The following is a 13,574-nucleotide window of genomic DNA, read 5'->3' as shown; positions in this document are numbered from 1 at the left end:
TGGCAGGAGGCAACGTTTTGGCAAAAACCTTAGACAAGCAAGCTGTATTATTGCTCATCGTTCAAGCACTGTATGGCATAGCAAATGCATTATCAGGAACCTTCGTTCCTGTGTATTTATGGAAGGCCAGCCAGTCTTATACGTTAATCGGCTGGTTCTCCATGGGGCAATACGTCATGAGCGGCTTAACGTTTTGGGTAGCGGGCAAATGGGTGAAAGAGCATAATAAAATGAATAGCCTGCGTGCAGGTATTATTTTGTCAGGTCTGTTTTATTGTGCTGTTCTGCTGCTGGGAGAAAAAGCGAAGCTGTATTTCCTACCGCTAGGTGTTCTAAACGGCATGGCACTCGGTTTTTTCTGGATCGCGTTCAATGTTGTTTATTTCGAAGTGACTGATCCGGACAATCGCGACCGCTTCAATGGCTGGTCGGGATTGTTAGGCTCTGCAGCTGGAATAGCGGCGCCATGGGTGTCAGGTATGCTTATTACGTCGATGCAAGGCGAGCAAGGCTACCGACTGATATTTACTATATCCCTGATTATCTTCTCCATGAGTGTTGTGCTCAGCTTCTGGCTCAAGAAGCGGCATGTAGAAGGCAGCTATAGCTGGATGCATGGGTTGCGGCAGTTGAAGCAGAAAGGCAACCCGTGGCGGAGAATGTTTCCCGCTATTGCGGCGCAAGGTGTACGCGAAGGGGTATTTATGTTTCTTGTGGGGCTTACGGTATATGTAGCTACACAGAACGAGAGCAAGCTGGGAACCTATTCTCTGCTGACTTCTCTCGTTGCGCTTGTCAGCTTCTGGCTGGTAGGGAAACGATTGAATAAAAACAATCGAAAGCTGGCCATGCTGATCGGTGTTATAATGATCGGCATCGTTATTCTGCCTCTGTTCTGGAAGGTAACCTATAGCACATTGTTGATGTTCGGAATCGGAACGTCACTATTCATGCCGCTTTACATTATTCCGATGACCTCTAGAGTGTTCGATCTAATTGGACAATCAGAAGAGAGCGCACGGGAGCGGGAAGAATTTATTGTGCTTCGCGAAGCAGGCTTGGTGCTTGGAAGAGTCATTGGTTTATCATCATACTTAATCGTACTGCCACTTAATCATTCAACAGTCGCCATTACATGGTTATTGTTTGCAGTAGGTATTGTTCCCATCGCGGGCTGGTGGTTTATGAAGCCGTTTTTGAAGGAGCAGAGAGCTTAATATAAGTGGAGAAGAGGATCGCAAATGCCAAGAATCGTGAACGATATTACACAATTAATCGGGAATACGCCTGCTGTTAAGCTTAATCGGCTCCTTGAGGAGGGCAGCGCAGAAGTTTACGTCAAGCTGGAGCGTTTCAATCCGAGCGGCAGCGTGAAAGATCGTGCAGCGTTGTCACTCATTAATGATGCGGAGCAGCGCGGCTTAATCAAACCAGGCGATACGATTATTGAGCCGACAAGCGGCAATACTGGAATTGGATTAGCTATGAACGCGGCAGCAAGAGGTTATAAGATGATCTTGGTTATGCCTGACAATATGACTGCTGAGCGTATTAAGCTGCTGCAGGCCTATGGAGCTGAGGTCTTTCTTACTCCTGCAGCTGAAAGGATGCCAGGTGCGATTCGTAAAGCGGAAGAGCTTCAAGCGAGCAGGCCAGGAAGCTACATTCCGAACCAATTCGAGAACCATGCGAATCCCCATATTCATCGAGTAACGACGGCGATAGAAATTATCGAGCAGATGGACGGCAAGCTCGATGCTTTCGTGGCTACCGCGGGTACAGGAGGCACCATTACAGGTACAGGTGAGGCGCTTAAAAAAGCGTTGCCGAATGTATACGTAGCGGTTGTAGAGCCGCAAGGGTCCCCCGTATTATCAGGCGGTGTACCGGGGCCGCATAAGCTGGTAGGCACAAGCCCCGGCTTCGTGCCCTCCATTCTTAACACTTCAATTTATGATGAAATTATCCAAGTAACTGATGATCACGCGATTTCGACAATGCGGGAGCTTGCTACAAGAGAAGGCCTTCTGCTTGGTCCATCCTCAGGAGCTTCCGTTTGGGCTGCGATGCAGATTGCGAAGCGGCTTGGTACTGGGAAACGGGTACTGTGCATTGCGCCAGATACAGGCGAGCGTTACATGAGCATGGATATATTCTGAGCACGTTAGAGTAGCGCACTTATCCCCATTTTTGCAATGATCGTTTCAATATAGCGCGTCGTTCCTCAATATAAGTACGGAAGAAGGCAGGCTCTGATAGGAAAGTATCATAGCTTGCCTTTCGTGTGTAATCACTTCTGATCGCTGGGGACAACCGCTCGTACATACTGGATATAACGGGCTCAAGCTTTTCAATAGTAAAAGAGTGTTGCAGCAAATTTCTCACAATAGATTTGTACTTCCTGCGGCAAGCAGGCAGCGTGAACAGCTTCTCTGTTAAGGTGTTGTATCCTTGCAGCCGAACGAGATCGCTGCCGCAAGGCTTTCCATAGCAATTTCTTCCCCAGGTTCCCTCATAATCCCACGGAATAATTCTATATTTCCCGTTTGATTGAAGCTCATAGAGCGCGTAGTTTTGGTCAAATCCATCATAATTCCCCGTCAGTACTGCACCAGCCAGCCATAGCAAATATTGCGACACATCGAGTTTACTCGCGGTATGTCTGCTTAGTTTAGCTCCGGACAATCGATTTGAATTGCGTACGAATGATACGAGTCTGCTTTTCGTCCCTGTTTTACCTTGCTTGAGCTCATAACCGTCGAATATAGAAGGCTTCTTATCTTTTGTTATCGGGTCGATCAAGCTGAAATTAGCACTGTCATTCACTGCATAAAGCAGGGAACGGTTGCGAATGTTTCTTTTCTTGAAGAAGAGAGAATCAACAGCCTCAATCTCCAAATAAACACCTTGAGGATTTCCATTTATGATTAGCCAGAAATGATTAGTTCGAGGCGAGGGGACTCCGATCTCATTGAAAAAATGAAAGGAGAGCGCATTGCGAATCATAGAAGGGTCATCGTATTCGGCATTCCAATGCAGTGTTCTTCCATCCTCCAAACGAACCTCATATGACTTTTTAGAGTAATTGCGCGTGTGCCCACCCCTTAAACCAAAAGTCACTTTGTATGTGGCGTCCTCCCGTTCAAGATCAGCCGGCTTGAAGGCTTGACCCCAAGCATTCCCCTTTATTTCCTGCAAGTCTGCGTCATTGATACGAATTGTGCGCACAGGCAAGGCAGCAGCCATTCAACCATCTCCCGAGGCATAAGATACAGCCCACCGCGTAACGATAGGCTTCTGATCTATTACCGTATTCAGCTCAAGCCCAGATGGTCACAGTGCAGTTGGGAATAAGGGGCGGCTTTCATGGTCTGGACTCTACTAATCATAGAGAAGGACTGCACAAGTTTAAATAAATAGATAGTAATCTAGTACCACTACCATAGGGGATACATATAAATATATTACATATCGAGCATCATGATAGATGGAGTGAACGATGTTTGGGAGGGATGCAGAGCTAGAAAAAGCAAGGATGACAATAGTTGGTGGAATGTCGCTCTCTCAGTAAGACTTTAATCTATTAATGATATTATCGGAGGGATTTAATTATGAGTTTTTGCTGTAATCGTCAGAATGTTGCTGGTCAAATGGACACGAACGATAATCGCGGATGTCATCGTAGTAACGGTCTAAACAATGATTTTGTTAAAAGCTTGGTAGGCAAAAATGTTAAAATCAATCGCGGCGGTCCAGACTCCATTTATGGCAAACTGCTTGCCGTGAAAAGCGACTATCTTGTAGTGAGCACAAGAGAAGGCGTAGTCTATATTGCTGATAGCCATGTTAAAAGTATTACTGAAATGGCTTGCAGCAGAAGCGGTGGGAACAGAAGTGGTGGCAATAAAAGCGGCGGCAACAAAAGTTGTGGGCATAAAAGCGGACATCGTGATCCAAGCTTTATTAAAGCAAACAACTTCCAAGGTGTAATTCGTGCATTGAATCAGTCGTTCGTGCAAATAAACTGGGGAGGTCCTGAGAAAGTGGAAGGCTTCCTAGCTCAAGTGAATAATAACTCTGTGCTAGTGGTATCAGGCAGAGAAGCGATTCAAATTCAAACGGATCACATCAGAACCATTAAAGAAGTGAACTGCGGCCGTTCTGGAGGCAACTCGAATAACGCTAACAATTCAGACAAAAACAAAAATGACAGCAAAAATGACAATAAGAACGACAATAAGAACGACAACAAAAGCAACAAATCACAAGGTAACCGCAGCGGCGGAAAAAGCCGTGCAAACGCAGCTTCCGTTAAGTCAGCTTCCAAAACGACACGTCGATCGGTTAAGTAAGGCTATTGCATGGGTTGGTGTCAGGCAGAGTGCAAGCTCTCTGCCTGACTCCGTCCTAATCGGATGAGAGGAGGTTGATCGCATGAAAACCCGTCATCCGCTGCTTGACCGGCAGGTCGAATTGGAGATTTCAGGAAAAGTAGCGCCTATACGAGGTAAACTGATTGAATTTGGTCAAGATATATTAGTACTGCATAATGGAACGCAATTTCTGTATATTCCGCTCATCCATCTGCAGCAATTAAGGCTGTCGACGCGGGATAATGAAGAAAGCTATGAGGTACCAGAGACGCCTTTCGAGCCTTATAATGAGCCAGTCTCCTATCGTAAAACGTTAATGAATGCTAAAGGTATGTTCTCCGAAATTTATATTACAGGAAATCAATCCATCCATGGCTATTTGACAACAGTGATGAACGACTTTTTTGTTTTCTACTCGCCTGTCTATCATACCGTAATCGTTTCGCTGCATCATATGAAATATTTGATTCCTTATACGCCGAACGTAACGCCTTACACCTTAACGCCTGAGCAGTTTCCTCTGAAGCCCTCCCCGCTAACATTGGCAAGAACCCTCGATCAACAGCTTCGCAAACTAATTGGTGAATTTGTTGTGCTTGATTTAGGAGAGAACTCTAACAAAATTGGAGTGCTCAAAAACGTTGATCAAAATATGATCGAGCTGGCTAATGCCAGCGGAAATGCCGTATTCCTGCACTTTGATCATGTGAAGACCGTTCATATTCCTTAAAGCTGGAATGAAGATGCTCTGCTGTTATAAAGGCGGAAGCATCTTTTTTTTGCTTAGCGATAGGATATATCGATCAAAGAAGTCCCTGTCAAACTTTTTCATGAGGAAAGCTTCTTAATGGATAACGATACATAAATAAAGGTAAAACAGCTCATCCTATGTTTGGCACGAAAATAATGGATTCAGATGTGCTTCAAGCATTGCATGATGAAAGAAGGAGGATGATTTATGATTCAGCCAATGACTGGGAAAGAGCTGGAATATATTGCAGACTCGATGTCGAACGAAGATGCACAAATTAAGCAATGTGCGGCTTTGGTAGCAACAGGTACTACTCCTGCACTCAAAAACCTATGCTCCCAAATGATCCAAACGCATCAGCAGCATTACGATTCTTTGCTGCATGCGATATCGCACCATCAACAAATGGCTCCCACACAGCCTCAGCAATAATGAAGTACTACATGATGTATAGGAGGTAAGTCGATATGTATCAGCAACAGCAAAAACAATTCGTTCTCACAGAAGAAGATTTGGCTGGAGGCATCCTCTCCGACTTGAAGCGAATCGTCCGTGAATATGCAACTGCCGCAACAGAGTCGACCTGTCCGGATATTCGTCAGTTGTTCACGAAGCTGACAGACAGTACACTAGCTCTTCAAGGGCAGATGTTCCAAGCGATGCAGCAAGCCAATATGTACAATACGTCATCCCCGGTGCTTCGCCAAGAGCTTGATAAGCAAGCGAAGCAATACCAGCAAATGAAACAAAAAACAAATCAATTTTTGCAGCAGACGCTTGGTGGACAACAAAATCAAACGTTCTATACGCCGCAAATGCAGCAATCCAATCAGCAACAAGGTAATCAACCGTATTATATGTAACCCGAATAAAGCGGAACAAACGCTCCTTGAGCCAGACGGTATTGTGACTACCGTCTGTCCAAGGAGCGTTTGTGTGTCATGCTGATTAACTGATCGATTATTTACCCAATTGATTCTGTAATGTCATGATGATAGTGAGTGCCTGTGCTCGCGTTGCGCTTTGCAGCGGAGCAAAGCGATTTCCACCTACACCACCCACAAGTCCCATCTTACTGGCAGTCGCTACATACGGTACAGCCCACGCAGGAATATCACGCGCATCAGCGAAGCTAATGACAGCATTTGGGTCTGGTTGAATGCCAGCGGCTCTAACAATCATGGCAACCATTTCTGCACGATTCAAAGAGTTGGAAGGACCAAACGTTTCGTTCTCATAACCGTTAATGATACCAGCTTGCACAGCCTTAGCTACATGACTTTGCGCCCAGACTGGAATTTTGTCCATATCCTTAAAGACGGGTACATTTCCTGTTGCCTCCAAAGTCATCGCACGACCGAGAATCGTTACAAATTCTGCTCGGTTTACAACTTGATTCGGACGGAAGGTATTGTCGTTATAGCCCATTATTAATCCATCTGCAACTGCTTTCTTAATTGCAGCCTCTGCCCAATGCCCATTGGTATCAGCGAAGCTTGTTTCTGGAGCCGGATTAACCGTTTCTCCTCCACCCGTAACCGGTGTTGCAACTGGGCTTGGACTTGGCGTAACTGTTGGCGTTAGAGTCGGCGTTGCCACTGGAACAGTTACTGGCGGTGACGTTGCCGGCGGCGTTGTCACTGGCGGTTCTGTCACAGGTGGATTTGTCGCTGGCGGTGTTGTCGGTTCTGTTAACTGCTGCTTAACAATACCGAACTGATCGATAATAAACGGTTTTGCATCGTTAAGGTTCTGATCGATCTCATAGGTTACGGCCGTCAGCTTGCCGCCATCAACTGTAATGCCCACAAAGTTTTGTACTTGTCCCGTTACCCCAGCCGGCGTATTTGCGTACTTCTGCGAGTGGCTTTCCTCGGAACGCTCAAATAGATCGAAATAAGCGTCGCCAAGCTGTGGTTTTGTATTTTTCTTGTACACCTTTGCTCCAGCTGTAGCTGGAATCAAATAAATCGTTCCATCTGGTTTTACGGCATATTCAATCGATTCACCATTCAGCGTTTCTGTTACTTTTTCTACATCCTCTGCCGTTCCGTCCGATTTGATCGGCTTGGTCCGCGCGTAGATATGATCATGACCCTGAAGCACCAGATCGATTTTCAGCTCCGCGATAAGCGGTGCAATTTTTGTTCTTAGTCCAGTAGCTCCCATAATATCGCTGTCCGTTGCATGGCTTGCTGTCGTATAAGGGCCTTTGTGCATATTGAGAATAATCCACTCAGTACCTGCGGCTCTTGCCTTTGCTACATCCTGCTTCAGCCATTCTACCTGCTCTACAGACATGTTGGCATAATCAGTAGAGTTCTCGTTCGTATTAAGCACGATGAAATGCGCATTGCTGTAGTCATAGGAGTAATAGGCACCGGATACGGTAGCCGAATTCTTAGCCTGCTGCAAATTGAAATGCTCATAGAATGAGCTGCCGCTTGGCTCATGATTGCCTGCTGCCGGAACAATCGTTGTATGCATCAGACTGTTCTGGGAGTGGCCGAGCAACCAATTCCATTCCTCCTCAGCATTTCCGTTTTCGACAACATCGCCATTATGGACAACAAATTTAGCATCAGGAATGGTTGCCATCGCTTTCGCGAGCGTTTGACCTGATAAGATTGCTTCATATTCTTCCTTCGCCTGTGTATCTGACAGGTCAATGAAAGTAAATGGAACATGCTGTGCAGGAGCAGTTTCGAATACTCCTGTTTCACTCCATATATTCAAGTCCTTGTCACCAACACGGAAGAAATATTCGGTATTGGCTTTCAAAGCGCTGGCTTCGGCCTTATGAACATGCTCGGCAATCGAATTCGTTGCTACGCTAGTGCTGCCAGTAAAGGCTTGAGCATTCGTGAAATCGGCTTGCATACTTGTCTTTTCCACGATCTCTAGATCACTGTGAGTTGAGTCCAAAGGCGTATACCAGACAAATCCTTTGGAGGTTTTCGGATCACCATTAAACGTAACGACTACTTTGCTTACTTCCAGTGGAGGTGCACTAAGCATTGCGGTCAGCTCCATATCGAAGTACAAATCTGAGCTTCCGCGTGTGGATTGGTGAACCTCAACGGCGATGATGTTTTCCCCATCCTGCAGGTTCTCTTTCAGCGGCGCAGTCAAATCGATCTCATTGTAGAGCACCGGATTCGATTTATTTGATGTTGCGAAGGTTGAATAAGTAATCGTTCCCTCTGGCATACCAGCACGGTACACCTCAGTACCATTCACGTACATAACTGCTCCATCATCGATTCCGAAATTACCAAGCAGCTGGCCATAGCTGTTTATTTCATCGAGGTCGACTTGAAGCTTCGTGACAAAATAAGAAGTCGTATGTTTATTTGCACTATCTGAACCGAAGCTTATCGTTGTATTCAAGTTACCGAACTTAGTCGTTGTGGCGGAAAATCCAAGCGGAGCTTGGCCGGTTGCCCAGTTTTTATCCTCATAGCTCGTTCGCCAAGTGTTGCCTTGATCAACACCTGTATCGAGATACTTCCAATCCGCATTTTTAGGCATCCAAATAATAGGCTGTGCTTCTGCAGCTTGTGCCTGCTGTACCGGTTGGCCGACAACGCCAAGCAGTAACGCAGTAGATAATAGAACTGATAAACAAATCTTCCAATTTTTAAACATTTTGTTCTCCTTTTTTATAAATATTATTTTCGTACAGCCATGTAAGGTTATCAATAAAGTGTTATCGTTTTGTTTATAACATTTATAAGTTTTGTAAATGTGAATGATAAATTAGATTTATAATGATATATAAATAGATCTATTGGGTGTAAAACAAACGATCTATGTGAATGTAGATGATAAAAACCTATGGCACATATTGGTTGATTTACTTATAATGGATAATGATAGAGATATAGGGAGGGTATTTGATGTGCGGAATTTTGCTGATGTATTGATTGATGAGGGAGTTAAGAAAAATAGTGTTTTAGTCGTTGGCTTAGATCCGGATATTCAATATTTTCCTGATATAATGCTTGAGCATGTAGATTCCTCATCGAACGAGAGTATAGCTGCTGCAATCTATGCATTTAATCGAATGGTGATTGATGCAGTCGCCGATCATGTAATAGCGATTAAACCTCAGCTCGCATATTACGAGGTGTATGGAAGCTACGGCATCAAGGCTTTGGAGGATACGATAAGCTATGCGCGATCGAAGGAACTAATCGTCATTAACGATGCCAAACGCGGTGATATTGGTTCGACATCAGCAGCTTATGCTCGTGCTTTTTTAGGTGAGGGGACGCTTGCAGGTGAGATGGTTACCGTTAATCCGTTCTTAGGCAGTGATGGATATATGCCGTTTATTGAAGCAGCGGAGCAATATAATAAGGGGCTCTTTATACTTCTGAAGACATCTAACCCTTCATCCTCTGAAATACAAGATTTGCAATTGGAGGACGGAAACTTGCTCTACTTCAAGTTGGCGGAGAAGCTTGAGACATTAGCAAGCGAGACAGTTGGAGCTAATCATTATTCATTCATTGGTGCGGTTGTCGGGGCTACTTATCCAGAAGAAGCAAGGAAAATACGCGAGACGTTACCTCATTCGATTTTTCTAGTTCCCGGGTTTGGGATGCAAGGAGGGAAGGCTGAGGATTTAGGTGTGTTTTTTGATGAGCATGGTATTGGTGCAGTTATATCGTCTTCTAGGGGTATTATCTACTCCTATATGAACCAAAAGGGGGATTGGAGAAAAACAACGAAGGCTGACATCTCCAGATACATTACAGAAGCAGCGACAAATGCGAAGGAACAAATTAATGAGGTTAGATTCCATAAAGATAGGTAGTGGGATGCCATTAAAAAATATTGGAATTTATCCGCACATTCCCGGCCGGGCCAGCACGTTACTGCTGGATTGTATTGCAACTTTAGTTGGGTGTACCTTGGAATCGTTAAGTAATATTCAAAGGAGTGACTATCCTTGCGGATACATAGCATTAAATTACTCACCAAACAATTAAAACAGCTTCATAGATTTTATACAGATGTGTTTGGACTGACTTTGAAAGAGAACTCTAGTGAAACATTTGCTGTAAAAGTCGGACATTCAGACTTGATCTTCGAATTGGCAGATCATGCCGAGGAAAATCCTTTTTATCATTTCGCCTTTGACATCCCGGAGAACAAGATTGATGAAGCAATAGTATGGCTTGATTCAGTCGGGGTTACGTTAAATATATTGCCCGACAATACATTCAAGGCTTACTCCAAAACATGGCATGCAACATCCATCTATTTCTATGATCCGGCAGGAAATATAGTAGAGTTTATCGCTAGACATAATCATGACAACGCAATACTTGCTCCATTTACAGGCAAAGAACTATTAAGGATTAGTGAAATCGGTCTTGTCGTGAATGATGTAACAAGTATGAAAGACTCTATGCGAACAAATTATATCATAAACGGATATAAGGATAGCTACGAAACATTCGCTGCGATTGGTGATGAAGAAGGATTATTTATTTTGTCTGCAAATCATAGAGCCTGGCTTGGTTCAGATAAAAAAGCGAGTATTTTCAAAACAGAAATTACAATTGAAGGAACGCCTGAAGGTGTATTTGTCCTTGGACAATACCCATACAGTCTAAGTGTAATAGGGACTCCGCTTACATGATATAAGAGTGATGATATGTTCACTGTATTTTCCTGTAAATGAGCCAGATGGTGAAACGGTTATTGGTGTCTTTCATATTGGAGGAGGGGAATGAAAGGTGATATACACTGGCATAATTTTGGCTTCGGTGATTATTCAAAATATAATTCTGCTCATGACACAACCAGATAAATATAAAACCTGGGTATCCGTTTTTAATTTATCTTTAGGTATTATATTGACAATGTTGGCTGTGTATTTTTATTTTGATGCTTATAAACCTAAAACAGGACCAGTAGGAAATGGCCGTGATGACGATTTGATTATGACTAATTTTATTGTCATGACAGTTGCCGGAGGAAGCTTTATAATTATCGGTATTATCGGTATTTACGTTAAAAGAAAGTTAAAGCACAAAACAAATGGAGGTGGCTTTGTTGACAAAAAATAAATTTCAGATAAAAAGAGAAGCTACCTATCAATTGCTCCTTGAAGCTGGTATGAGCTGTTTCTCGGAAAAAGGATATGCGGCTACGACTCTAGGAGATATTGTTGCGCGAACAGGGCATACGAAGGGGGCGTTTTACGGCCATTTCACAAGCAAAGAGCAGTTATTCATGCATGTGCTTGATTATCAGATTCAGTTAACGAATGGTTGGACAGATATCCCGAAACAATACAATACTGCAGATACAACACTTGAAGAAGTGCTTTTGATTACACTTTCACAGCTTGGGCAAATGGTAAAAGGTATCGATAAGTGGATTGTGGTGCTGATTGATTTCTACCAGCAAACCAAGCACGATTCTGAGATGCACGGCATGCTCAAGGAGAAATATCGCAATTGGATTGCAGGGATCGAAGCTTTAGTGATCACCTTGCAGGAGAAAGGATGGATTCCTCCGGAAAAAGATGCTCATATCATAGCGATACAAGTAATTGCTTTTAACGAAGGCTATGCGGTTTTTTCACTTCTATTTGATGGCACCAACCCGGGGGCGCATATCAACGGACTAGTTAAGCTGATGTCTTGAAGCATTAATGCTGTAATTGCATCTGCATTCCAGTTTTAGAACAATTTTCTTGACGAATGGTTTATGTGGCAAATATTATATACTATATGGAATGTATTTAAATAGAGCGGGATACGTTTTCGGGAGTCAGTCTGATAGTCTACTCATCGTTCAAACGGTTACGAACAAAATTTCAAGAGAATATGATTAGAGGAGAGAGATTTTTGGACATCATTCGAAGCTCGACCGGCATGCGGAAAAAGGTAAGGCCTTTTCTAGCAATCGTATTATTTATAGCAATAATGGTACAGTTATTGTCCAGTTTTAGTCAAACAGCATTTGCAGCTTCTAGTTGGAGGATGGGCGCCGGGGCCGGTCATCCATCAGCTCTTGGCTTTGAACCGTTCGGGATGGATGTCGATCCCGTCAACGGTTATTTGTTCGTAACAGATGAGAGCACTTTTACAGTCAAAATATATGACTTGGACGGGAATACGACAGGGATGACGTTAACAGCTTCCCCGGGCAACTTCGCTGAGCCCCTAGCTGTTAAATTCGATGGAGCAGGACATGTATATGTAACGGATAAGTGGTACGTTTACCGATTTGATGTTTCCTTTTCGAGCGGAAGCTATACGTTTAATAATATGATCAAATGGGACGGAAATAGCACAGTTCCTTCGGTAGGGAGACTTAGTTACCCTCAAGGAATCGCCGTGTACGGCAATGATTTGTACATCGCGGACACGAATGCCGACCGTGTTCTCAAATTTGATGTGTCAACATTCAGTTCAACGAGCAACCCGGTGGTATGGTCAGGCGATCTAGACCCTGATCCAGCCATAGACGCGACAATCGATACACCTTTCGGTATTGCCGCGGACAGCTCCGGCGTCTTCATAGGCAATAATGTAGGTTCAACCGGAAAAATAATTAAATGGAAGACGGATGGGAGCACATTGATCAAAGCAATCAGTCGGCCTAAAGGATTACGATTGCATTCTGACGGTTATTTGTATGTGGCGCTCAACGGCAGCAATGGCAGTCTTGTGACCCGCTTTGATTCGAGTTTAAACGAAGACTCGGTATATTTCACGGGTAACGCGAGCGCAATTGCCCCTGCAAATATTGGGTTTGATTATACGGGAGCGCTTTATTTGAGCACTTATGCCCAAAGTCCGCCCTACGATCCTGAATACGATACGATTTGGAAGCAGTCGTTAGGGTCACCAGATAACCGATTGTCCACAGTGACAGCAAGCGGAATATCGCTTAGTCCTGCGCCATTCTCGCCCAATACGCTAGAATACACGGCAAGCGTGGCGAGCAGCGTCACTTCAACGATGATTACTCCGGTGCTGAGTGACAGTTCGGCTAGCGTTACTGTCAACGGTACAAGTGTACCTGGCGGCATCGCATCTTCTCCCATCGTGTTAAGTAAAGGTGATAATACGGTTCCAGTCGTCGTGACTGCGATTAACGGTGCAACGCGGAACTACACCATTAAGGTAACCCGTGCTCCTTATACCGATTCGGCTTTAAGTGGGCTTGCGGTTAGCCCAGGATTGTTAAATGAGACGTTTGCTGCAGGCACGCTTACATATACGGCAAGCGTCGCAAATAGCGTCACCTCATTTGACGTTACACCAACCGTCAATAACAGTCGAGCAATGCTGAAAGTAAATAACACAGCCGCAACGAGCGGCAGCGCGTCTACCGTGTCTTCGCTTACTGTTGGACCGAACACGATTACCGTCAACGCAACGGCCGAAGATGGCACCACAGTGAGCGAATACACGATTATT

The 13,574-nt window shown here is 44.3% G+C and carries 13 protein-coding genes; 11 read left to right on the top strand and 2 right to left on the bottom strand.

From position 1 onward, the window contains the following. Window positions 1-17 precede the first annotated feature (17 nt). Window positions 18-1,217 (top strand): MFS transporter, encoded by a 1,200-nt coding sequence (locus FGT79_RS10275; RefSeq protein WP_246096256.1) that lies wholly within the window; start codon window positions 18-20, stop codon window positions 1,215-1,217. A 24-nt stretch (window positions 1,218-1,241) separates the two neighbouring features. Further along, window positions 1,242-2,159: a cysteine synthase A gene (cysK, locus tag FGT79_RS10270; protein ID WP_138752563.1), complete on the top strand. Its 918-nt coding sequence runs from the start codon at window positions 1,242-1,244 to the stop codon at window positions 2,157-2,159. Between the two features lie 19 nt (window positions 2,160-2,178). On the opposite strand, the gene FGT79_RS10265 is transcribed toward cysK, so the two are convergent. Then, window positions 2,179-3,246: a CotH kinase family protein gene (locus tag FGT79_RS10265; protein ID WP_138752562.1), complete on the bottom strand. Its 1,068-nt coding sequence runs from the start codon at window positions 3,244-3,246 to the stop codon at window positions 2,179-2,181. Between the two features lie 365 nt (window positions 3,247-3,611). Here FGT79_RS10265 and FGT79_RS10260 point away from each other — a divergent pair, with 365 nt between their 5' ends. From FGT79_RS10260 to FGT79_RS10245, 4 genes are all read left to right on the top strand, one after another. Beyond that, window positions 3,612-4,352 carry a hypothetical protein gene (locus tag FGT79_RS10260; protein WP_138752561.1) on the top strand — a complete coding sequence of 247 codons (741 nt, stop codon included), beginning with the start codon at window positions 3,612-3,614 and terminating at the stop codon, window positions 4,350-4,352. Between the two features lie 82 nt (window positions 4,353-4,434). Further along, entirely contained in the window at window positions 4,435-5,103 is a 669-nt protein-coding gene (locus FGT79_RS10255; RefSeq protein ID WP_138752560.1) for a DUF2642 domain-containing protein, read from the top strand. 228 nt (window positions 5,104-5,331) lie between these two features. Further along, window positions 5,332-5,556, top strand: coding sequence for a hypothetical protein (locus FGT79_RS10250; protein WP_138752559.1), 225 nt, complete (start codon window positions 5,332-5,334; stop codon window positions 5,554-5,556). A 35-nt stretch (window positions 5,557-5,591) separates the two neighbouring features. Beyond that, window positions 5,592-5,987, top strand: a complete 396-nt coding sequence (locus FGT79_RS10245; protein ID WP_138752558.1) for a spore coat protein — start codon at window positions 5,592-5,594, stop codon at window positions 5,985-5,987. Window positions 5,988-6,084: 97 nt separating this feature from the next. Here FGT79_RS10245 and FGT79_RS10240 read toward each other — a convergent pair whose 3' ends face one another. Further along, complete coding sequence (locus FGT79_RS10240; protein WP_138752557.1) at window positions 6,085-8,772, bottom strand: S-layer homology domain-containing protein; 2,688 nt, start codon at window positions 8,770-8,772, stop codon at window positions 6,085-6,087. 253 nt (window positions 8,773-9,025) lie between these two features. Here FGT79_RS10240 and pyrF point away from each other — a divergent pair, with 253 nt between their 5' ends. From pyrF to FGT79_RS10215, 5 genes are all read left to right on the top strand, one after another. Continuing rightward, window positions 9,026-9,946 (top strand): orotidine-5'-phosphate decarboxylase, encoded by a 921-nt coding sequence (gene pyrF, locus FGT79_RS10235; protein WP_171056160.1) that lies wholly within the window; start codon window positions 9,026-9,028, stop codon window positions 9,944-9,946. A gap of 135 nt (window positions 9,947-10,081) precedes the next feature. Continuing rightward, window positions 10,082-10,777, top strand: a complete 696-nt coding sequence (locus tag FGT79_RS10230; RefSeq protein WP_138752555.1) for a VOC family protein — start codon at window positions 10,082-10,084, stop codon at window positions 10,775-10,777. A gap of 97 nt (window positions 10,778-10,874) precedes the next feature. Then, window positions 10,875-11,207, top strand: coding sequence for a hypothetical protein (locus FGT79_RS10225; RefSeq protein ID WP_138752554.1), 333 nt, complete (start codon window positions 10,875-10,877; stop codon window positions 11,205-11,207). Beyond that, complete coding sequence (locus FGT79_RS10220; protein WP_171056159.1) at window positions 11,194-11,790, top strand: TetR/AcrR family transcriptional regulator; 597 nt, start codon at window positions 11,194-11,196, stop codon at window positions 11,788-11,790. Before FGT79_RS10225 ends, FGT79_RS10220 begins: the two co-directional genes overlap by 14 nt. A gap of 203 nt (window positions 11,791-11,993) precedes the next feature. Next, on the top strand, window positions 11,994-13,574 hold a 1,581-nt coding region (locus FGT79_RS10215), incomplete at its 3' end, for a cadherin-like beta sandwich domain-containing protein (RefSeq protein ID WP_171056158.1).

This window comes from Paenibacillus sinopodophylli, from assembly GCF_005930355.1.
Lineage (GTDB): Bacteria > Bacillota > Bacilli > Paenibacillales > Paenibacillaceae > Pristimantibacillus > Pristimantibacillus sinopodophylli.
The sequence above is the reverse complement of the archived record's forward strand: the minus strand, read 5'-3'. Positions and strand labels throughout refer to the sequence as shown.